Origin of the sequence: Rhodanobacter spathiphylli B39 (genome assembly GCF_000264295.1) — a bacterium.
GTDB lineage: Bacteria > Pseudomonadota > Gammaproteobacteria > Xanthomonadales > Rhodanobacteraceae > Rhodanobacter > Rhodanobacter spathiphylli.
Genome location: NZ_AJXT01000059.1, coordinates 1 through 19,784, shown reverse-complemented (window position 1 = coordinate 19,784; position 19,784 = coordinate 1). Strand labels below are relative to the sequence as shown.

The 19,784-nt window shown below is 68.0% G+C and carries 19 protein-coding genes; 11 read left to right on the top strand and 8 right to left on the bottom strand.

Features of this window, described 5'->3' with window-relative positions; translation table 11 throughout:
- Positions 1-122: 122 nt before the first annotated feature.
- Both UU7_RS16530 and UU7_RS16525 read left to right on the top strand, forming a co-directional pair.
- Positions 123-1,316 carry a DesA family fatty acid desaturase gene (locus UU7_RS16530; RefSeq protein WP_007810366.1) on the top strand — a complete coding sequence of 398 codons (1,194 nt, stop codon included), beginning with the start codon at positions 123-125 and terminating at the stop codon, positions 1,314-1,316.
- Between the two features lie 75 nt (positions 1,317-1,391).
- Positions 1,392-2,504 carry a saccharopine dehydrogenase family protein gene (locus UU7_RS16525; protein WP_007810364.1) on the top strand — a complete coding sequence of 371 codons (1,113 nt, stop codon included), beginning with the start codon at positions 1,392-1,394 and terminating at the stop codon, positions 2,502-2,504.
- On the opposite strand, the gene UU7_RS16520 is transcribed toward UU7_RS16525, so the two are convergent.
- From UU7_RS16520 to rpmB, 4 genes are all read right to left on the bottom strand, one after another.
- A complete protein-coding gene (locus UU7_RS16520; protein ID WP_007810361.1) occupies positions 2,494-2,910 on the bottom strand; it encodes a thiol-disulfide oxidoreductase DCC family protein in 417 nt (138 codons plus the stop codon). The genes UU7_RS16525 and UU7_RS16520 overlap by 11 nt on opposite strands.
- Positions 2,900-3,475, bottom strand: coding sequence for a DUF4166 domain-containing protein (locus UU7_RS16515; RefSeq protein ID WP_050981479.1), 576 nt, complete (start codon positions 3,473-3,475; stop codon positions 2,900-2,902). Before UU7_RS16515 ends, UU7_RS16520 begins: the two co-directional genes overlap by 11 nt.
- 90 nt (positions 3,476-3,565) lie before the next feature.
- Complete coding sequence (rpmG, locus tag UU7_RS16510) at positions 3,566-3,733, bottom strand: 50S ribosomal protein L33 (RefSeq protein WP_007810357.1); 168 nt, start codon at positions 3,731-3,733, stop codon at positions 3,566-3,568.
- A 10-nt stretch (positions 3,734-3,743) separates the two neighbouring features.
- Positions 3,744-3,980 carry a 50S ribosomal protein L28 gene (gene rpmB / locus UU7_RS16505; protein WP_007810354.1) on the bottom strand — a complete coding sequence of 79 codons (237 nt, stop codon included), beginning with the start codon at positions 3,978-3,980 and terminating at the stop codon, positions 3,744-3,746.
- A gap of 292 nt (positions 3,981-4,272) precedes the next feature.
- Between rpmB and secB the strand changes: the two genes are divergently transcribed.
- The 7 genes from secB (at position 4,273) to UU7_RS16470 (ending at position 14,175) form a co-directional block, all read left to right on the top strand.
- A complete protein-coding gene (secB, locus tag UU7_RS16500; protein ID WP_007810352.1) occupies positions 4,273-4,776 on the top strand; it encodes a protein-export chaperone SecB in 504 nt (167 codons plus the stop codon).
- Positions 4,777-4,785: 9 nt separating this feature from the next.
- The gene (locus tag UU7_RS16495) at positions 4,786-5,811 is read left to right on the top strand and encodes an NAD(P)H-dependent glycerol-3-phosphate dehydrogenase (protein ID WP_007810351.1); all 1,026 of its coding nucleotides are present in this window, start codon (positions 4,786-4,788) and stop codon (positions 5,809-5,811) included.
- Positions 5,812-6,074: 263 nt separating this feature from the next.
- Positions 6,075-9,092, top strand: a complete 3,018-nt coding sequence (locus tag UU7_RS16490) for a DEAD/DEAH box helicase (RefSeq protein ID WP_040673630.1) — start codon at positions 6,075-6,077, stop codon at positions 9,090-9,092.
- Positions 9,093-9,184: 92 nt separating this feature from the next.
- Positions 9,185-9,880 carry an ABC transporter ATP-binding protein gene (locus UU7_RS16485; protein WP_007810346.1) on the top strand — a complete coding sequence of 232 codons (696 nt, stop codon included), beginning with the start codon at positions 9,185-9,187 and terminating at the stop codon, positions 9,878-9,880.
- Positions 9,864-11,756 (top strand): HlyD family secretion protein, encoded by a 1,893-nt coding sequence (locus UU7_RS16480; RefSeq protein WP_007810345.1) that lies wholly within the window; start codon positions 9,864-9,866, stop codon positions 11,754-11,756. The genes UU7_RS16485 and UU7_RS16480 overlap by 17 nt, the downstream gene beginning before the upstream one ends.
- Positions 11,753-12,946 carry an efflux RND transporter periplasmic adaptor subunit gene (locus UU7_RS16475; RefSeq protein ID WP_007810342.1) on the top strand — a complete coding sequence of 398 codons (1,194 nt, stop codon included), beginning with the start codon at positions 11,753-11,755 and terminating at the stop codon, positions 12,944-12,946. The genes UU7_RS16480 and UU7_RS16475 overlap by 4 nt, the downstream gene beginning before the upstream one ends.
- Entirely contained in the window at positions 12,943-14,175 is a 1,233-nt protein-coding gene (locus UU7_RS16470; RefSeq protein WP_007810341.1) for an ABC transporter permease, read from the top strand. The genes UU7_RS16475 and UU7_RS16470 overlap by 4 nt, the downstream gene beginning before the upstream one ends.
- A gap of 15 nt (positions 14,176-14,190) precedes the next feature.
- On the opposite strand, the gene UU7_RS16465 is transcribed toward UU7_RS16470, so the two are convergent.
- The 4 genes from UU7_RS16465 to glk form a co-directional block, all read right to left on the bottom strand.
- Entirely contained in the window at positions 14,191-14,505 is a 315-nt protein-coding gene (locus tag UU7_RS16465) for a hypothetical protein (RefSeq protein ID WP_007810339.1), read from the bottom strand.
- Between the two features lie 112 nt (positions 14,506-14,617).
- The gene (locus tag UU7_RS16460) at positions 14,618-15,301 is read right to left on the bottom strand and encodes an HAD family hydrolase (RefSeq protein WP_007810337.1); all 684 of its coding nucleotides are present in this window, start codon (positions 15,299-15,301) and stop codon (positions 14,618-14,620) included.
- A 24-nt stretch (positions 15,302-15,325) separates the two neighbouring features.
- Positions 15,326-16,570 carry a hypothetical protein gene (locus tag UU7_RS16455; RefSeq protein WP_040673629.1) on the bottom strand — a complete coding sequence of 415 codons (1,245 nt, stop codon included), beginning with the start codon at positions 16,568-16,570 and terminating at the stop codon, positions 15,326-15,328.
- 57 nt (positions 16,571-16,627) lie between these two features.
- Positions 16,628-17,644 carry a glucokinase gene (gene glk / locus UU7_RS16450; protein WP_007810333.1) on the bottom strand — a complete coding sequence of 339 codons (1,017 nt, stop codon included), beginning with the start codon at positions 17,642-17,644 and terminating at the stop codon, positions 16,628-16,630.
- A 160-nt stretch (positions 17,645-17,804) separates the two neighbouring features.
- Between glk and hemB the strand changes: the two genes are divergently transcribed.
- Both hemB and UU7_RS16440 read left to right on the top strand, forming a co-directional pair.
- Positions 17,805-18,797 (top strand): porphobilinogen synthase, encoded by a 993-nt coding sequence (hemB, locus tag UU7_RS16445; RefSeq protein WP_007810331.1) that lies wholly within the window; start codon positions 17,805-17,807, stop codon positions 18,795-18,797.
- Between the two features lie 57 nt (positions 18,798-18,854).
- Entirely contained in the window at positions 18,855-19,517 is a 663-nt protein-coding gene (locus tag UU7_RS16440; protein WP_007810329.1) for a hypothetical protein, read from the top strand.
- The last annotated feature ends 267 nt before the right edge of the window (positions 19,518-19,784 follow it).

Below are 19,784 nucleotides of genomic sequence, written 5' to 3'. Positions count from 1 at the left end.
CGTGAATAACGTCGCCTTAGCTTCCACGGCTTGACCAACTGCTATCATTCGTGGTTCACAACATGCTGGTGGGTACGGAAGCCCCTGATTTACACTGACTTGTCTCTCATCCGGTGCCTTCCATGCTCGACGCGGTAATCAATTTCCTCAACGATGGTCTGACCGGCGCAAGCTGGGGCCAGATCGCCGTGTACATGCTGGTGATGACCCAGCTCACCATCTTCACGGTGACCCTGTACCTGCATCGCAGCCAGACCCATCGCGGCGTGGATTTCCACCCGGCGCTGGCGCACTTCTTCCGCTTCTGGGGCTGGCTCACCACCGGCATGGTCACCCGCGAGTGGGTGGCGGTGCATCGCAAGCACCACGCCAAGGTCGAGACGGCGGACGACCCGCACAGCCCGATGATCTATGGCATCAAGAAAGTTTTCTGGGATGGCGTGTCGCTGTACCGCGACGCCTGCGAGAACAAGCAGGACATGGAGCAGTACGGCCGTGGCACCCCGGACGACTGGGTCGAGAAGCACGTCTATGGTGCGCATCCGTACTGGGGTCCGACCCTGATGCTGTTCATCAGCGTGGCGCTGTTCGGCGTGATCGGTGCGGCGCTGTGGGCGCTGCAGATGGTGTGGATTCCGTTCTGGGCCGCCGGCTTCGTCAACGGCATCGGCCACTGGGCCGGCTATCGCAACTTCGAAAGCGCGGACACCGCGCGCAACCTGATCCCGTGGGCGTTCTGGATCGGCGGCGAAGAGCTGCACAACAACCACCACGCCTTCCCCAGCTCGGCCAAGTTCGCCCTGCGCAAGTGGGAGTTCGACATCGGCTGGGCGGCGATCTGCGGCCTGCGCGCCGTGGGCCTGGCCAAGGTGCTGCGCGTGGCACCCACCCTCGACATCCGCCCGAACGTGCGCCTGCCCGATGCCGAAACGCTGAAGGCCGTGCTGACCCATCGCTTCCAGGCGATGACCGACTACTACCGCGGCGTGATCCTGCCGACCATCGCCGAAGAGGCGCAGCATGCCGGCGAAAGCCTGAAGTCCACCCCGCGCCGCCTGCGTCGCGCCCTGGCCGACGGTGGCCGCTGGCTGGACAGCGAAGGCCGTGACCGCATGCAGGCAGTGCTGGCCAGGCGTCCGACGCTGGCCACCGTGGTCGAGTTCCGCAGCCGCCTGGCGGCGCTGATGGAGCAGCGCGGTGCCGAGCAGGCGCTGAAGGGCCTGCAGCAGTGGATTCACGAAGCGGAGGAAAGCGGCATCCGGGCGCTGCAGGAATTCGCCCAGCGGCTGAAGGGCTACGGCGTGGCCACGGCCTGATCGGAAGCCAGCATGTTTCAGCAGAACCCGCCGTCCGGCGGGTTTTGTTTTTCGGGGATCGCCACGGGGGAATGGATGGCCTTGCGCGTAGTGTTGATCGGCGCCACCGGCGTGTTCGGTTCGCGGATCGCCCGCCAGCTGGCGGGCGATCCGCGCTTTCAACTGGTCGTCGCTGGCCGACGGGCGCAGAGCCTGGCGGCGCTGCGTGAGGCGCTGGGTGATGCCTCGGTGCAGCTGGCGGCACTCGACGTGGCCGCGCCGGGCCTGGCCGATGCGCTGGCCGCGTTGGGGCCGCAGCTGGTGATCCACGCGGCCGGTCCGTTCCAGCAACAGGACTATCGGGTGGCCGAGGCATGCCTGGCCTGCGCCAGCGACTACATCGACCTTGCCGACGGACGCGACTTCGTCGGCGGCATGAGCCGCCTGGACGACCGTGCGCGGGAGGCCGGCCGCCTGCTGGTCAGCGGCGCCTCCACGGTGCCGGCGCTGAGCAGCGCGGTGGTCGATGGCCTGCTGCCGCACTTCGCCGAGCTGGAGGTCATCGAGCACGCGATCAGCCCGGGCAACCGCACGCCGCGCGGCGACGCCACGGTGGCGGCGATCCTGGGCTACTGCGGACGCCCGCTGAAGCTCTGGCGCGACGGTCGCTGGCAGCGCGCTCACGGCTGGATGCTGACCCGGCGCCCGCGGTTTTCGTTCGGCCGACGCTGGACCGGCTTGTGCGACGTGCCGGATCTGGAGCTGTTCCCGCGGCGCTATCCCGGTGTGCGTACGGTGATCTTCCGCGCGGGGCTGGAGCTGAAACGTCTGCACTTCGGCACGCTGGCCGCGGCGTGGCTGGTGCGACTGGGGCTGCTGCGCGACCTGGCCCGCCACGCCACGCGCCTGCGCCGGATCAGCGAATGGTTCCTCGGCGCGGGCAGCGACGTCGGCGGCATGCTGGTCGAGCTGCGCGGGCGCGACGCCCAGGGGCGGGCGCTGAAGTTGCGCTGGTCGTTGCGCGCCGGTGCCGGCGATGGCCCGCAGATTCCCGCCACGCCCGCGGTGGTGCTGGCCCGCAAGCTGGCCGACGGCAGCCTGTCGGCACGCGGGGCGATGCCGTGCATGGGCCTGTTCACGCTCGACGAGGCGCTTGAAGCACTCGATGGCTTCGCGATCCAGACGCAGCTGGAAGCGCTTACGGGCTGAAACGCGCGCGTTGTTCCGGCGTGGGCACGAAGCAGCTGCGGCTCTGTCCGAAGATCCGGTAGCGGTGGCGGGCCACGAAGCGATAGGCCGGGTCGGCGAGCCAGCGCGGCACCCGATGCAGCGCATGGCCCAGCCAGCGCCAGCGACGCTGGCCCAGGCTGCGCAGGATCTGCACGATCGCCCGGGTGTCGGTGTAGCCATACTGGTCTTCGACCAGCAGGAACGACAGCGGCGAGTCCGGGTCCAGCCCGTGCGCCAGCAGCAGGGCGCGGCCGTGCTCCGATTGCATCGCGGCGAAGTGATAGCGCGATGCGCGATCGTGCTTCAGCAGGAAGCGCACCCAGCGACTGCACAGCAGGCAGACGCCGTCGAACACGATCACCGGTGCGGCGGTTTCAGCCTTCATCCGGTGTTGCCCCGGTTTGCGAAGGTTCCAGCCAGCCGTGGTAGGCGACCAGCTGGCCCAGCCACGGCAGCCGCACGTCGACGCTGAACTGGTAGCGACCGTCACGGATGCCGCTGCGCGAAAGCACCTGGCCATGCAGCGCCCGCGGGCAGGGCAGGCCGAGGAAGTGCACGCTGCGCAGCTGCCAGTCGATCGCGTCACCGTCCTGGCGCAGGGCGAAACCCAGCCGGGCCGGTCCCAGCGTTTCGAACAGCAGGGGCGAGCCGTTGCGCCGGCCCAGCGTGGAGCGCATCTGCCTGCTGGCGAAACGGCGGGTCCAGACCTCGCGGTCGTCGCGGCGTTCGATGGTCAGTGCCAGTGCCTGCGCCGGGCCTGGCGACGGCAAGCCCAGCAGCCGGCGCAACCAGCGTGCGGGCAGGCGGCGGTCGCCGGTGATGTCGGCCAGGCCGTTCGCCTGCAACCGTGGTGACGAGCCGTGCATGGCCTGCACCGCCGCTGGCAACTGTCGCCAGCTCTCGTCGCCGAGCAGCTCGGGAAACAATGCGATCAACGGGGCGGGACTCATCCGGCGATGATGCGTGGCAGTCGCCGGCCCGGCAAGCAGGCAAAAGAAAACCCGCCACGGGGGGCGGGTTTTCTTCGGCGCGTCGATCAATTACTTGATCTTGCCTTCCTTGTACATCACGTGCTTGCGAACCACCGGATCGTACTTCTTGAACTCGAACTTTTCCGGGGTGTTCTTCTTGTTCTTCTGCGTGGTGTAGAAGTGACCGGTGCCGGCCGTGGAGATCATGCGGATCTTGTCTTGGGTCTTGTTAGCCATGGTTTGATCCTCAGACCTTTTCGCCGCGGGCGCGCATGTCGGCAATCACGGCCTCGATGCCATTCTTGTCGATGGTGCGCAGGGCGTTGTTGGAAACGCGCAGCTTGATCCAGCGATTCTCGCTGGCCACCCAGAAACGACGCTCATGCAGGTTCGGCAACCAGCGGCGACGGGTACGGTTGTTGGCGTGCGAGACGTTGTTGCCGCTCATCACACCCTTACCGGTGACTTGACATACACGGGCCATGACGACCTCCGTAAATTTTTTTGACACCCGTTGGCCAGGGTGTGATCGGCCCAGCGGCGCCATGCGCCACGCGATGCTGGAGGTCTTGCGTCGCGTGAGCGTGAGGTCCGTACCGCGTGGCGGACCGCCCGGAAACACCGGGTCGACAGAGGCGAGCCGCGTATTCTCGCAGAAAAACAGCGCCCTGCGCAATCTTTGCCGCATTTGGCGGTCCCCGCCGGCGTGCGCGCGGCGGGGATGTATGGAACAATCGTCCTCTTTTATTCAAACGACCCGACTCGAGGAACGCCCGATGGCACAAGAGATCACCAACGACCAGGCCAACGGCCAGTCCAGTCAGCCGCAGCTGGTGATGCAGAAGATCTACGTGAAGGACGTGTCCTTCGAGGCGCCGAACGCGCCGCAGATCTTCCAGGAGATCGACGAGAAGGATCAGCCGCAGGTGCAGCTGAACCTGGGCCAGAAGGCCACCGATCTGGGCAACAACATGTACGAAGTGGTGCTCAGCCTGACCCTGACCTGCACCATCGGCCAGCGCACCGCGTACCTGGCGGAAGTGGAGCAGGCCGGCGTGTTCGGCATCGCCGGCTTCAGCGAGGCCGACCAGGCCGGCATCATCGGCAGCTACTGCCCGAACCTGCTGTTCCCGTACGCCCGCCAGGTGATTTCGTCGCTGGTGCTGGAAGGCGGCTTCCCGCCGTTCCTGCTGCAGCCGATCAACTTCGATGCGCTGTTCGCGGAACAGCAGCGCCGCGCGATGGGCGGCGACGAAGCCCCGGCCACGCTGAACAGCTGAGTCCGGCCCATGCCTGACCACCCGAAGCTGACCGTTCTCGGCGCCGGCTCCTGGGGCACTGCGCTGGCGGCCCTGATCGCACGCAACGGCGTGCCCACCACCTTGTGGGGGCGCGATGCCGGGGCCCTGGCGGCGATGGCGGCCGCTCGCGTCAACCAGCGCTACCTGCCGGACATCGAGTTGCCGGAGCAACTGGGCTACGAAAGCGACCTGGCCCGCGCCGTGCGCGGCGCCGGCATCGTACTGATCGTGGTGCCCAGCCATGCCTTCGCCAGCATGCTGGACGAACTGGCACCGCTGCTCGATGCGGATACCGCGATCGCCTGGGCCACCAAGGGTTTCGAGCCGGGCACCGGCCGTTTCCTGCACGAGCTGGTGGCGGAGAAGCTGCCCGGTCGCGCGGCGGCCGTGGTCACCGGGCCCTCGTTTGCGAAGGAAGTGGCGTCCGGCCTGCCCAGCGCCGTCACCGTGCACTCGGACGATGCGGCGTTCGCGCAGCAGCTGGCGACCCTGCTGCACGCGCCGAACCTGCGCGCGTATTCCGGCGGCGACGTGCTGGGCGCCGAGCTTGGCGGGGCGATGAAGAACGTGCTGGCGGTGGCCACCGGCATCGCCGACGGCATGGACCTGGGCCTCAACGCCCGCGCCGGCCTGATCACCCGCGGCATGAACGAGATGCTGCGGCTGGGCGTGGCGCTGGGCGCGCGGCCGGAAACCCTGATCGGGCTTTCCGGCCTGGGCGACCTGGTGCTGACCTGCACCGGCGACCTGTCGCGCAACCGCCGGCTGGGTCTGGCGCTGGGCCAGGGCATCGCGATCGACGAAGCGGTGCGCCGGATCGGCCAGGTGGTCGAAAGCATCCTCACCGCCGACGAGGTGGCACGGCTGGCCGACAAGCACGGCCTGGACCTGCCGATCAGTGCCAGCGTGCGCGCCGTGCTGCATGGCGAGGTCACTCCGGTGGCAGGGCTCAAGGCGCTGATGGCGCGCGAGCAGAAGCCGGAATATCCGCACGGGCTGTTCGGCAACGCCTGAGAGGTTGTGATTTTTCAACCTCGAAGCCCGGCCAGGGATGGCCGGACGCGGATCGGTCACGCAAGTGACTGATCCGCGTGAGCACGTCCGGGCGTGTACCGGACGTGCGATAGAAGAAAACCACAGGAAGTGGTTTTCTTCACCGGACCTGATTCTCCCCCGCGCCCCGGTCCGCATTGGCCGGCGATGCGATCGCAACGATCGCATCCAGCCCGCGCGCTGCTAAGCTCAATGTTTTGGTCATCGCCACGGACCGCATGCGCATGCAGCAACCGGACGAGAAACAGCACGCCGCCAGCGCAGCATCCGGCGATGACGAAGCCCTGCCGCAGGCATGGCGACGGCTGCTGGCTGCGCCCCGGCCGACCGCGACGGACGAGCCGGGCGTGCTCGGTTTCTTCCTGGAAGTGATGCCCGAAGAGAATGCCCCGTTCGCGCGCCTGGACGTGGCGCCGGTGCTGCTCGGCGTGGTCGAGCACGGTCGCTACGCGCGGCCGGTGCCGCTGGACAGTCGGCACCTGGCGCAGTCGCCGCTGCAGCCCCACGAGCAACGCCTGGCCGCGACCATGCTCGGCCTGCCGCAGAACGTGCGCAAGGGGCGCAGCTATGCGCGCATGGGCGGCCACGTCGGCGACACCCTGTTGGCCGAGATCCTCGACACCGCGCCCTGTTTCCTCGGCGGGCTGGCTGGCCTGCGCCTGTCGCGCGGCAAGTCGCACCAGCTCAACTGGCACTGGAAGATGGAGCCGGACGGCAGCCAGCGCCTGTTGCCGGTGCTGCCGCACAGCCAGCGCCTGCTGCGCATCGACTGCCTGTGGTATCTCGATGTGGAGCGCGCCACCGTGGGCCGCTTCGATGCCGTCGGCGAGGAGACCCACTGGCTCGACCTGCCGCCGCTGAAGCATGAGCACGGTCGCCGCCTGCGCAGCCGCTTGAGCGGCAGTCGCCTCGCCACGCGGGTGCCGCCGCCCCAGGTGTTCGGCGAGGTGCGCCGCTCGGAGCTGGCGCCCAAGCCCATCCTGATCCTGCACGCGCTGACCCGGCATGCCCGGCTGGCCGCCGGCACGCCGCCGCTCGGCTACGCCAGGCTGGCCTTCGACTACGCCGGCGAACGCCTGCCCGGCCGCGGTGGCGAACCGCTGGTGCGCCGGGTGCGCAACGGGCAACTGGTGGAGATCAACCGTCGCCGCGCCGAAGAACTGACCGCGATGGAACAGCTCGAGCGCGCCGGCCTCACCCCCGGCGTGGATACCGAAGGCCTGCCATGGGACGTGGCCGAGACCTTGCCCGACGACGCGTGGCTGTTTCCCGGCACCGGCTATGCCGGCGCGCTGGAGGTCAACACGCCCGCCCGCTGGCTGGCGCTGCGGCCCAAGCTGGAGGCCGAGAACTTCCACGTCGAGTACGCGCCCAGCTTCCCGTTCGAAGTGCTGGAAGGCCCGGTACAGTGGTACGGCCACGCGGTGGAGGACGCCGACGACCATGCCTTCGACCTGGAAATCGGCATCGAGCTGGATGGCCAGCGGCACAACCTGCTGCCCGCCGTGGCGCAGGCGCTGGCCGAGCATCAGCTGAACCTGAGCCCGGCGCCGAACGAACCGGAAGACGCGGTGTGGTACGCGCCGGTCGATGCGCGCCGGCGCGTGCCGGTGCGACTGAAGGAACTGCGCGGCCTGCTGGCGCCGCTGGCCGAATACCTGGAGAAGCCGCGCAAGAAGCTCCACCTGCCGCGGGTGCAGGCAGGCCGGCTCGAAGAGCTGGCCGCGGCGATGCCCGGTGGCAGCCAGCTGGAAGCGGCCGAGCCGTTGCTCGGCTTCGCCGCGCGCCTGCGCGATGCCGCCGAGCGCGCCAGCGATGCGGTGCCCGAAGGCCTCACCGTCGAGATGCGGCCGTACCAGCGCGAAGGCCTGCGCTGGCTGAATGCGCTGGCCGAGGCCGGCGTTGGCGGCGTGCTGGCCGATGACATGGGCCTGGGCAAGACGCTGCAGCTGATCACCCATCTGCTGTCGCTGAAACAGGGCGGTGCGCTGAGCCAGCCTGCGCTGATCGTGGTGCCGACCAGCCTGATCCCGAACTGGCAGTCGGAAATCGCCCGCTTCGCGCCGATGCTGCAGGTGCTGACCCTGCACGGCCCGCAGCGCGCCGAGGAGTTCGACCAGCTGGGCGCGCAGGACATCGTGCTGACCAGCTACGCATTGTTGCCGCGCGACGTGGTGGCGCTGCGCCAGCAACCGTTCGCGCTGATCGTGCTGGACGAGGCGCAGCAGGTGAAGAACCCGCGCACCCAGGCGCGCCGCGCCTTGCTCAGCCTGCGCACGCCGCGTTATGTCTGCCTTACCGGCACGCCGCTGGAAAACCATCTGGGCGAGCTGTGGTCGCAGGTCGACCTGGCGGTGCCCGGCCTGCTCGGCGACGAGAGTGCGTTCCGGCGTTTCTACCGCGTGCCGATCGAGAAGCAGCACGACGAGGAATGCCAGCAGCGGCTGAACCTGCGCATCTCGCCATTCATCCTGCGCCGGACCAAGTCGCAGGTGGCCAAGGAGCTGCCGCCGAAGACCGAGATCACCCGCCGCGTGGTGCTGGAAGGCCGCCAGCGCGAGCTGTACGAAGGCCTGCGCCTGTCGCTGGCCGAGGAACTGCGCGAGGTGATCGCCGAGCGCGGCATTTCGCATTCGGGCATCGTGGTGCTGGACGCGCTGCTGAAGCTGCGCCAGGTCTGTTGCGATCCGCGCCTGGTGAAGCTGGAGGCCGCGCGTGGCGTGCATGAATCGGCCAAGTTCGAACTGCTGATGGACATGCTGCCGGCGCTGCTCGACGAAGGCCGCAAGGTGCTGCTGTTCTCGCAGTTCACCGGCATGCTGAAGCTGATCGCCGCCGAACTCGACCGCCGGCGCATCCGCTACGTCACCCTCACCGGCGACACCCGCGATCGCGCCGAGCCCGTGCAACGTTTCCAGAACGGCGACGTGCCCCTGTTCCTGCTGTCGCTGAAGGCCGGCGGCGTGGGCCTCAACCTCACCGCCGCCGACACCGTGATCCACTACGACCCGTGGTGGAATCCCGCCGCCGAAGCGCAGGCGTCCGATCGCGCCCACCGCATCGGCCAGGACAAGCCGGTGTTCGTGTTCCGCCTGATCACCTCGGGCACGGTGGAGGAGCGCATCGAGGAACTGAAGGAGCGGAAGGCCGAACTGGCCGCCGCCGTGCTGGAAGGCGGCGGCAGCCGGCAGAAGCTCAGCTTCGACGAAGGCGACCTGGACGCGCTGCTGGCACCGGGCTGAGCCGCTTCGGCAGGTGCGACGCGGCGGTGGATATCCGCCGTGGCACAGATACTTGTCAAAGCAGTCATCAACCGCAACACTCGAGGAAGTGCTTGACGGGGGGCGGCAACACGATGGTGCGCATGGAGGCGGTGACACGTCATTACCGGATCGGCGGGCAGCTCATCGCCGCGCTGGACGGGGTCAGTTTCGCGGTGCCGCAGGGCCAGTTCATGGCCATCGTCGGGCCGTCCGGTTCGGGCAAGTCCACCTTGCTCAACATGCTTGGCTGCCTCGATCGGCCGGACAGCGGTCGTTACCTGCTGGATGACGTCGACGTCTCCACCTTCGACGACGAGCGCGCCAGCGATTTCCGCAACCGCCGCATCGGTTTCGTGTTCCAGTCGTTCCACCTGCTGCCGCGCCTGAGCGTGCTGGAGAACGCACTGCTGCCTCGGCGCTTCCTGCGCGGCTCCGACGAAGGGCTGGAACAGCGCGCCCACGAACTGCTGCAGCGGATGGGCCTGCAGCGGCACCTGGCACATCGCCCGGGGCAGCTGTCCGGCGGTCAGATGCAGCGCGTGGCGATCGCCCGCGCCTTGCTGATGAAGCCGGCCCTGCTGCTGGCCGACGAGCCCACCGGCAACCTCGACTCGAAGAGCGCCGCCGACGTGCTGGCCCTGCTCGCCGAAGTGCATGGCGACGGCCAGACCGTGGTGATGGTCACCCATGACGCCGACGTCGCTGCGCGGGCGCAGCGGCAGATCAGCCTGCGCGACGGGAGGATCGAGCATGATTCGGCGGCTTGAGGCGCTGGCGCTGCTGCTCCTGCTGCCGTCGCTGGCGTCGGCGACGGTGTTCAGCGGCGAGGTGCAAGTGGCCGGCGCGCAGGAGATCTTCACGCCGCCCTCGATGAGTTCGCCAGTGGTGTTGCGCTATTACATCGCCGACGGCGCGAAGGCGAAGCCCGGCGACGTGCTGCTGCGCATCGACGCCGGCCCGGCCGAGACCCAACTGCGCACGCTGCAGGCGCAGCTCGACCAGGCCATCGCCAAGAACGCCAAGGAAATCGCCGAGCTCGAACTGAAGCAGGCCGACGCTGAACTCGCACTCGCCGATGCCCAGGCCGAACGCGACACCGCGGCGGTGGACGCGGTGATCCCCAAGTCGCTGATCTCGGCGCTCGACTACGACCGCCACCAGGGCGAGATGCAACGCACCGAGCGCGCGCTGGCGCTGAAGAAGCAGGAGGTGGCCCAGGCCATCGCCGCGGTGACGAGAAGGCGGCAGGACAGCGAGCTGGAACTGGGCAAGCAGCGCGCCTCGCTTGATTTCTACCGGAAGCAGGTGGCCGGCGCGGTGGTGCGCGCCAGCCACGCCGGCACCGTGGTGCACGGCTTCGACGACGTGTTCGGCAATGGCGGCCGTTACGAGGAGGGTTCGACCAGTTTCCCCGGCGTCAAGGTCGGCGAGCTCGTGGGCGAGGCCAGCGGCTACACCGTGCGGGCCTGGGTGCTGGAACCGGATCGCCCGGGCCTGCGCGTGGGGCAGCCGCTGCAGTTGCACGTGGACGCGCTGCCGGGCAGCAGCCTGCGCGGCAGCATCACCAGCATCGCCGGTGCATCGGCCAGCAAGGATGCCTGGGGCGACGGCCGCTACTTCGAGGTCGACATCGCCTTGCCCGCCGGGATGAAGCTGCCGTTGCGCCAGGGCATGAGCGTTCGCGTCGACAGCGACCTCGATGATCCGCAGCCACACGCCGGCGCGTCGGGTGGCGGCATGCTGGCGCCGCTGAAGGCCGATGGCGAGGTGTTCGCCCAGCGCAGCCTGGCGATCTCGCCGCCGTCGGTGGATGGCCTGTGGCAGATGACGGTGAGCCAGATGGCCGGCGATGGCGAGTCGGTGAAAAAGGGCGACATGCTGGTGGCGTTCGAGGCTTCCGAGGTGGTCAAGAACCTCACCGCCAAACAGGGCGAGCTGGCCGAAAAACGCCGCAAGCAGGAACAGCTCAAGCTTGACCTGGCCGATCGCGCCCGCGAAGCCGAGCTGGCCACGGCGCAGGCGCGCGCCGAGATGGAAAAGGCGCAGCGCAAGGCCGATCAGCCGAAGGACTACATCGCGCGGGTGGATTACCAGAAGCTGGTGGTGGCGCGAACCAGGGCGGAGCAGCGGCTGAGCCTGACCGCGCAGCGACAGCAGGTGGCGGCGCGCGAGCGCGGCGCCGAGCAGGCCATGGCCGATGAGGACGTGGATGCGCTGGAAACGGAGGTGGGCAAATTGCAGGAGTCGCTGGTTGCGTTGACCGTCAAGGCGCCGCGCGACGGCATCGTGGTGCACGAGGACAGCTGGCAGGGCGGCAAGGTCGATGTCGGCACGCAGATATGGCGCGGCCAGTCGGTGGCGCAGATGCCCGACCTGTCGACGCTGGCCGTGCGCGCCGCGTTGCCCGAGCGCGAGCTCACCCGGGTGAGCAAGGGACAGCACGTGCGCGTGCTGGTGTCCGGCGGCGATCGCAGCCTGTCGGGAGTCATCGCCGAAATCGGCGGCACCGTGCACAGCAAGTCGCGGGTGGAGGCGATACCCGTGGTCGATCTGATCATCCATCTGGACCAGGGCCAGCCACGCCTGAAGCCGGGCCAGCCGGTGCAGGTCGAGCTCACCGCGACAGCGGGAGCGAAACGATGAACCGCTGCGCCTGGTTGCTGCTGTTCCTGCTCGGCGGATGCTCCCATGCAGACGCCGATCACACCGTGCTGGAACAGGCGCACGCGGGGCCGCTGGAATTCAGCGTGCTCGGCGAGGGCGAGCTGCGTTCGACCCGGCCGACGCCGCTGCTGGTGCCCGGCAAGCAATGGAGCTCGCGCCAGCTGAACTGGATGCTGCCCGACGGCAGCACGGTGGAGAAGGGCGAACTGGTGGCGCGGTTCTCGGCCGACCAGAGCAAGCAGGATCTGCTGGAAGCCCAGATCGACCTGCAGCGCAACGCGCTGGCGCGTGCCGGCAAGCAGGCCGAACTGGATGACAAGAATGGCCAGCTTGATGTCGACCTGATCCAGGTGGCGGCGCAGCACGCGATCGCCGCGCGCTATGCCAACGCCAGCCTCGACGCGATGGCGCGCAACGACATCCTCGACGCGGTGCAGGACGTGCACTACCTCGACGTGCGCCAGCGCATCCTGCAATGGCGCGAAGACCAGTCGGCGTCGCGCGGAGCCGCCGAGCTGGCCGTGCTGGATGCCCAGCGAAACAGTTTCGAAACCCTGGCGAAGCAGAAGCAGGCCGATCTGGAGGCGCTGGAACTGCGCGCCCCGCATGCCGGCGTGCTGGTGTTGGAAAGGGACTGGAGCGACCAGGTGCCGCACGTGGGCGGCAGCCTCTACGCGGGCAACACCTTCGCCAGCCTGCCGGACCTGGCGGCGTTGGAAGTGCAGCTGAGCGTGCCGCAGATCGAGGCCCAGGGCATTCGCGTGGGCGATGTGGTGCAGCTGCATCGCTGGGGCATCCCGGCGCAGACGGCGAGCTCCCGCGTCAGCTGGATCGCCTCGGCGGCGCAACCGCGCAGCCGCGACAATCCGGTGAAATACCTGTCGCTGAAGACCACTCTGCCGGCTGACGTGGCGCGGCGCTACGGATGGATTCCCGGCCAGCGCTTCGTCGGCAAGATCATCCTGTTGCAGGCGCAGGGCTACAGTGTGCCGAACATGGCCTTGAGTCACGACGACGGCCACGACAGCGTGCAGGTACTGGCCGGCAACGAAGTGCGCACGAAGCGGCTGAAGCTGGGCGTGCGTGGCGCCACCCGCACCCAGGTGCTCGACGGACTCCGGAGCGGCGACCGCATCCTGCTCGCCGGCAAGGCCGGGGAAGCGAAATGATTTCCGCATTGTGGCGCGAGGCCATCGAGGAACTGTCGCGGCGCAAGCTGCGCACCCTGCTGACCCTGCTCGGGATGATCTTCGGCGTCGGTGCGATCGTGGCCATGCAGGGCGTGGGCGAAGGCAGCCGGCGCGAGGCGCTGAAACTGGTCGACAGCCTGGGCCTGCACAACCTGATCGTGGAAGCGAAGAGCCAGGATGGCGATGCGCTGAAGGAAGCCCGTGCCCGCAGCATCGGCCTCACCGTGGCCGATGCGCGGGCGGCGCTCGACGTGGTGCCGTCGGCCGAACGCTACGCCGCCGAAAAGCGGGTCAAGCGCTGGGACGTCTACAGCGATGACGGACATGCCGACGCCGAGATCAGCGGCATCAGCCCGGACTACTTCCAGCTTGCCTCGCTGCATCTGGCCGAGGGCCGCGCGCTCTCCGCGGACGACGATGCCGGCCTGGCCCCGGTGGCGGTGCTCGGCCACCAGGTAGCACACGACCTGTTTCCCGATGGCAAGCCGCTGGGCCGGCTGTTCAAGGTCAACCAGGTGTGGCTGCGCGTGGTCGGCGTGCTGGCCGATCGCGACCTGGGCCAGGACAAGTTCGAGGGCGTGGCGCTGGGGGCGGAGAGCAATCGCGTCTTCGTGCCGCTGGCCAGCGCCCGGGCGCGCTTCCGCTTCCAGCCGATGGAGGACGAGGTCGACCGCTTCCTGCTGCGCCTGAAAGACCCCGAAGGCCTGGCGGCCGGCGCTCGCGTGCTGACCGCCCTGCTCGACCAGCGCCATGCCGGCGTGGGCGATTACCGGCTGATCGTGCCGCAGCAGTTGTACCGGCAAAACCAGAAGACCCAGCGCATCTTCAGCGTGGTGATGGGATCGATTGCCGGCGTGAGCCTGCTGGTCGGCGGCATCGGCATCATGAACATCATGCTGGCCAACGTGCTGGAACGTCGCCGCGAAATCGGCCTGCTGCGGGCGATCGGTGCACGCCGCCAGGACATCGTGCAGCGCTTCCTGCGCGAGGCGCTGGTGATCTGCCTTGCCGGTGCGTTGGCCGGCCTGCTGTTCGGCGCCCTGCTGGCCTACGCGATCGCGGCCTTCGCAGGTTGGCAGGTGGCGTGGGCACCGATCGGCGTGATCGCCTCGGTGCTGGCCTGCGTGCTGATCGGGCTGGCCTTCAGCATCTACCCGGCACGCCAGGCGGCGGCACTGGACCCGATCGCGGCGATCCGCGACGAGTAACCGGCAATCCGGGCGTCAGGACGACTGCGGCGGCAGTCGCGTGCGCAGCAGGGCGTCCACCGACTGCTGCCATTCCGGCGAGCCGGGTTGCGACTGGGGCGCTTCCTCACCCAGCTTGCGCTGCACAGCCTGGTTCCATTCGGCCGAACCCTGATCCGGGCCGTGGCCGTCGTCGCTGATATGCAGGGATTGATCGACCCAGGCATACCAACCGGCCGAGCCGAGCGCGGCATTGGCCTTCGCCACTTGGGCGGTGCCGGCTGCCGGCGGCGCCGGCGAGCAGGCGGCGAGCAGCAGGGCGAGCGGCAGACTGGCGAGAAGTCGACGCATGGGCGGCTCCCTTGGCGATGATTGCACGATGCAGCGGAGCCTACTGCGTCGCCCGTGGCCGGTGATTAATTTTTCATGAGATGGCGCGTGGCGATTCAGCTGCCTTGCGCGTTCAATCGCGCGCCGCCACTTCGTCCACATGGCGCAGCAGGTCGGCCGGATCGTCATACACGCGGAACGCGCCCGATTGCTGCAATTCGGCCAGGCCGTAGCCGCCGCTGAGCACGCCCACGCCCAGCGCCCGGGCACGCTGGGCGGCCAGCATGTCCCACACGCTGTCGCCGATCACCAGCGACTGGCGGATGTCCACGCCGAGGCGTTCGGCGGCGGCGATGAACAGGTCCGGGTCGGGTTTGGCATGACGCACCTGGTCGCGCGTCACCACCGGCACCTTCGCCGGATCGACGCCAAGCGCCTGCAGGTTCGGCGCGGCGGTTTCCATCCGCCCGCTGGTGGCGATCGCCCACGGAATGTCCTGCGCGGTGAGGTAGTCCAGCAGTTCGCGCGCGCCGGGCAGCGGTCGCACGGCACCTTGCGCATGCTGTCGGTTGAACGCCTCGGCATGCCAGCGGCGTAGTCGTTCGAGGCGGTCCTCGGTGATCTCCAGCCCGGTCTCGCGCAACAGCATGTGCGAGAACAGCCCGCCGCTCATGCCGATCTTGCGATGGATGCGCCACACCGACAGCTCCACGCCCTCGCGGTCCAGCGATTCCTTCCACGCCAGCACGTGCTGGTACACGCTGTCGATCAGGGTACCGTCGAGGTCGAACAGGAAGGCGGTGTCGCGGCGGGGCATGGGCGGTTCTCCGTGAAACGGCGGTCAGCGCAACAGCTTGATCCTGCGCATGCCGCGCCGGATCGCGTCGAGGTTGCCACCGGGCGGCCAGCCGACCACGGTGTCGACGACGGTACCGTGGTCGAGGAAGTAGAACACCGGGGTTTCGATGCGCTCGACCATCGGCAGCGCGGAGCGGTCGTAGGCGACGCCGAGCCGCAGCGCGGGGTGCAGCTGGTTCCATTCGCGCAAGGCGTCGAAGGCGGTGACTTCATCCGGTGGCGCCACCCATTGCCCGAACTCGCGGAACAGATCGCTCAGCAGCGGGTCCGCCTCGATGTCGTGCGCGGCGCTGGCGGAAAAATGGCATCCGGTCGAGGCCAGCACGATCACTTGCGCCGGCGCGCGGATGTTGAAGCGGAAGCGCACCAGCTCGCGTTTGCGCGTCCCCGGGGTGACCACCCACAGGCTGGGCTGGCCCTTGCGAATGCGGTTGAACGTGCGCATCGATGGTGGCGGGTTGCGTTCGAGCGCGGGGTGGGCGGCGAGCAGCGCGCGCGCTTCGTCGTCGTGATGCGCGGTGAGCAGCGCGTCATGGAAATCGGCGAGCTGCGGCCGATCGATCCGATGCCGGCGTTGCAGTTCGGCAAAGTCGCCGCGCATGTCGGCGAGGTAGGTCGGCTGGCCGGTAAGGCGGAAGGCCAGGTTCGCGGCGCGGAACAGGAACTCCGTGTCGCGGTCGCCGAGTGCGTGCCGTTGCGCGTCGTTCTGTGCAGGTGCGAAAGCCGCGGCGTATTCCTGCACGACTGTCGGTGTCTGTGCTCCATCGACCTCGGCCTGATCGACGGCCTTCAGCAGGCGATCGTAGGCGGGCTCCAGCGTGCTGGTCGCGGGTGATTCCGGCGCCCGCGTGGTCAGCGCGTCCAGGTCGATCGCGTAGTTCTGCGCACCGAACAGTTGCAGCAACACGTAGGCCTGCTCACGGGTGAGCTCGTAGCGCAGGTCGGCAAGGCTCATGCCGCCCAGGCCGTGTTCGCGGTACACCAGGCTGTCGATGAAGCGGCGCCTTGCGCCAGGCGTCAGCCAGCTCAGTGGCGAGCTTTCGGGTGGCGTATCGCGCTGATAGGCGTCCAGCGCCGCGCGCGAGGTGATCGGCGTGGCCGGGATGGCCAGTACCGCGTCGCGGGTGACGCCGGGATCCGATGCCGGCGCCGCCAACGCGGCGAACGGCAGCGCGGCGAACGGCAGCGCCAGCAGGCACAGCAGGCGAACGATGGTGGAGCAGGACATGCACATTCCTCGCAATCCGTCGGAAGGATACGTGTTCGCCCGTGGCGTCGCCGCGGACTAACGCGATGGCAGCAGCGTGCGGCCCGATTCCAGCACCGCCAGCGCCGCCGCGCCCAGCAGGCCCGGCTCCGGATTCATGATCGCCTGGGTCGGCACTTTTTCCATGATGTCGCGGAAGCGGCCCTTGGCCTCGAAGCGTTCGCGGAAGCGGCCGCGTTCCAGCCACGGCAGCAGGATCGGGATCAGCCCGCCGGTGAGATACACGCCGTCCCACGCGCCCAGCGTCAGCACCAGGTCGCCGGCGACGCTGCCGAAGATGCCGGCGAAGGTTTCCACCGTGCGCGTGCACAGCGGGCAGCTGCCGTCCTTCGCGCGGGCGGTGATGTCTTCCGGTTTCAGGTCGGCCGGTATCGCGCCGACCATGTGGCAGATCGCGTCGTAGAGGTTGACCAGGCCCTGGCCGCAGATCAGCCGCTCGTTGGAGACGCGGCCGTACTTGTGGTTGAGGTAGTCGAGGATCGCGATGTCTTCCGGCGTGTGCGCGGCAAAGCCGGCGTGGCCGCCCTCGGTCTGCAGCACGCTGCAGTGGCCGGCGCGCACCAGCAGGCCGCCCACGCCCAGGCCGGTGCCCGGCCCGACGATGGCGAAGGTCTGCTCGGCCTCGGCGCCGATCACCGGTCGCGGCAGCGTGCCCACGTCGACCAGGTCGTCGCCGTGCAGCAGGGTCACCGCCATGCTCTGGGCGGCGAAGTCGTTGACCAGATGCACATACTCCAGGTCTAGCGCGCTGGCGGTCTGCTGCGCCGAGATCGCCCACGGATTGTTGGTGACCTTGACCGTCTCGCCATCCACGATGCGTCCGGCCGCAGCCACGATCGCGCGGCGCACTTCCAGGCCGGTGTCGGCGAGGTACTGCTTCGCGGTGGAAACCAGCGAGTCGTGCTCGGCCACGCGGTAGCGCCGGATGCTGTCGGTGATCAGCGGCTTGTCGCGCGAGGGGTCGGCCACGCCGAAACGGACATTGGTGCCACCGAGATCGACCAGCAGGGTGGGGGCGCTGCGAGACTGGCTCATGGAGCTTCCTGACGACGTGAAGCGACAAGCCTGCCGGCCCGCTGGCGGTTAGTCCAGTGTTTTGCTCACCGTACGGCGCAGAATGGCCGGGCCGGCACATTCGGTGGAGGCTTGCCGCAACGGCGTAAAATGGCCCGATGCCCCGCCACGAGACCACGCCATGAGCTTCCCCGCCATCCGCATGCGCCGCATGCGCCGCGACGCCTTTTCCCGCGCCCTGATGCGCGAGCACACCTTGCTGGCCAGCGACCTGATCATGGTGGCCTTCGTGATCGAGGGCGAAGGCCAGCGCGAAGCGGTGCCATCGATGCCCGGCGTCGACCGTCTCTCCATCGACGAGTTGCTGAAGCTGGGTGGCGAATGCGTGCGTCTGGGCATCCCCGCGCTGGCGCTGTTCCCGTCGCCCGGTGCCGACGTGAAATCGCTCGACGCCAGCGAGGCGTGGAACCCCGACAACCTGATGCATCGCGCCACCCGCGCGCTGAAGGCGAGGTATCCCGAGCTGGGCCTGATCGGCGACGTCGCGCTCGACCCGTACACCACCCACGGCCAGGACGGCCTGATCGACGACACCGGCTACGTGATGAACGAGCCCACCGTCGAGGCGCTGATCAGGATGTCGCTGGCCCAGGCCGAGGCCGGCATGGATTTCGTGGCGCCGTCGGACATGATGGACGGCCGCATCGGTGCCATCCGCGAAGCGCTGGAAGACGCCGGCCACATCCACACCCGCATCCTCGCCTACTCGGCCAAATACGCCTCCGCCTTCTACGGCCCGTTCCGCGACGCGGTCGGCTCGTCGGCGAATCTCGGCAAGGGCAACAAGCACACCTACCAGATGGATGTCGGCAACAGCAACGAAGCGCTGCACGAAATCGAGCTGGACATCGCCGAAGGCGCCGACGCCGTGATGGTGAAGCCCGGCCTGCCGTATCTGGACATCGTGCGCCGGGTGAAGGACAGCTTCGGCGTGCCGACCTTCGTCTACCAGGTCAGTGGCGAGTACGCGATGTTGAAGGCGGCTTCGCAGAATGGATGGCTGGATGAGAGGGCGGTGGTGCTGGAGTCGCTCACTTCGATGAAGCGGGCGGGGGCGGATGCGATCCTTACTTACTATGCGATTGATGCGGCGCGGTGGTTGCGCGGGGAATGACCCGCTCTGCCCGATGCACAAAGCCATGTCCGAAGTCGACGGTCGACAAGTGCTGCCATGGGTAATCAGGGCAAAAAACCGCTCGTCCCAGTGATCGTCTTGCTGTGCGCCATGTTGTGTCTGTGCGTGGGTTTTTGGGTTCGGGAACGCTTGGTGGTGAAGGTGCAGGGGGCGGTGGTTGCGCGCGCGCTGACGGCATCTACTCCGGTCGGTGTCGATGCTGCCCGGAACTACCCTGCCGAGACCGTTGGCGTGGACGAAGCTGGCACCCATGTTCACCGCTTCCTCCAGAAAGCCGACTACACGTACACCGCATTCAACGGCGAATTGCTTGGTGCTGATCGCGGCGAGTGGGGTGGGGAGCTGGTGTTTCGTGATGCAAGCGGGGCGGTGCAAACGTTGCTCAGACAGAACGTGCGGGGCATCGTGGGCATGCCGTTCGGCATCGTTGTCTTCACCGGGTTGTCCCATATGCGGCATAGTACCGGCGGCATCTTTCGCGTGGAGCAGCGCAACGATGGTGCCGTAGTCGCGACGCCACTGCATTCTCTTCGCGGTGCTCCGGGTGATGTGCGGTGGACAACGCGCGGTGACCTGGTGTTTACAGTCGACTATGTGTCTCGTGGCAGGCTGTTCGGAGGGATGCATACGCAATGTTTCCTGCTGAAGAGATCCGGTGACCTGCGAAGGCAGCCTTGCCTGGCCATCGCAGGTGAATAGCGAAAGAGCAGGAATGTCAGCAGGAGCTTTCGTCCTTCTGCGGAGATCGAGCTACTTTTCTTTGTGTAGCAGGAGAATCTCTGTTCCGGCGAAGACTAACTAACCTGTCGGCTGTCATTCCGGCGAAGGCCGGAAGAGCTTTAGAACAGCGAAGCTGGTCATCGCACTTGTTGTTGTCGCGCAAGAGCAAAAGCTTTCGTCTGCCTACAGCAGCCGAGTTACTTTCTCTTTGCGTGGCCAAAGAGAAAGTAACCAAAGAGAAAGGCC

What these genes read in the sequence shown, in the direction of transcription:
- UU7_RS16465 (WP_007810339.1), bottom strand. Translation starts at nt 14,505, where the DNA reads ATGCGTCGACTTCTCGCCAGTCTGCCGCTCGCCCTGCTGCTCGCCGCC.
- UU7_RS16530 (WP_007810366.1), top strand. Translation starts at nt 123, where the DNA reads ATGCTCGACGCGGTAATCAATTTCCTCAACGATGGTCTGACCGGCGCA.
- UU7_RS16475 (WP_007810342.1), top strand. Translation starts at nt 11,753, where the DNA reads ATGAACCGCTGCGCCTGGTTGCTGCTGTTCCTGCTCGGCGGATGCTCC.
- UU7_RS16515 (WP_050981479.1), bottom strand. Translation starts at nt 3,475, where the DNA reads ATGAGTCCCGCCCCGTTGATCGCATTGTTTCCCGAGCTGCTCGGCGAC.
- UU7_RS16495 (WP_007810351.1), top strand. Translation starts at nt 4,786, where the DNA reads ATGCCTGACCACCCGAAGCTGACCGTTCTCGGCGCCGGCTCCTGGGGC.
- UU7_RS16440 (WP_007810329.1), top strand. Translation starts at nt 18,855, where the DNA reads ATGGGTAATCAGGGCAAAAAACCGCTCGTCCCAGTGATCGTCTTGCTG.
- UU7_RS16460 (WP_007810337.1), bottom strand. Translation starts at nt 15,301, where the DNA reads ATGCCCCGCCGCGACACCGCCTTCCTGTTCGACCTCGACGGTACCCTG.
- UU7_RS16520 (WP_007810361.1), bottom strand. Translation starts at nt 2,910, where the DNA reads ATGAAGGCTGAAACCGCCGCACCGGTGATCGTGTTCGACGGCGTCTGC.
- hemB (WP_007810331.1), top strand. Translation starts at nt 17,805, where the DNA reads ATGAGCTTCCCCGCCATCCGCATGCGCCGCATGCGCCGCGACGCCTTT.
- UU7_RS16470 (WP_007810341.1), top strand. Translation starts at nt 12,943, where the DNA reads ATGATTTCCGCATTGTGGCGCGAGGCCATCGAGGAACTGTCGCGGCGC.
- UU7_RS16490 (WP_040673630.1), top strand. Translation starts at nt 6,075, where the DNA reads ATGCAGCAACCGGACGAGAAACAGCACGCCGCCAGCGCAGCATCCGGC.
- glk (WP_007810333.1), bottom strand. Translation starts at nt 17,644, where the DNA reads ATGAGCCAGTCTCGCAGCGCCCCCACCCTGCTGGTCGATCTCGGTGGC.
- secB (WP_007810352.1), top strand. Translation starts at nt 4,273, where the DNA reads ATGGCACAAGAGATCACCAACGACCAGGCCAACGGCCAGTCCAGTCAG.
- UU7_RS16480 (WP_007810345.1), top strand. Translation starts at nt 9,864, where the DNA reads ATGATTCGGCGGCTTGAGGCGCTGGCGCTGCTGCTCCTGCTGCCGTCG.
- rpmB (WP_007810354.1), bottom strand. Translation starts at nt 3,980, where the DNA reads ATGGCCCGTGTATGTCAAGTCACCGGTAAGGGTGTGATGAGCGGCAAC.
- UU7_RS16455 (WP_040673629.1), bottom strand. Translation starts at nt 16,570, where the DNA reads ATGTCCTGCTCCACCATCGTTCGCCTGCTGTGCCTGCTGGCGCTGCCG.
- UU7_RS16525 (WP_007810364.1), top strand. Translation starts at nt 1,392, where the DNA reads ATGGCCTTGCGCGTAGTGTTGATCGGCGCCACCGGCGTGTTCGGTTCG.
- rpmG (WP_007810357.1), bottom strand. Translation starts at nt 3,733, where the DNA reads ATGGCTAACAAGACCCAAGACAAGATCCGCATGATCTCCACGGCCGGC.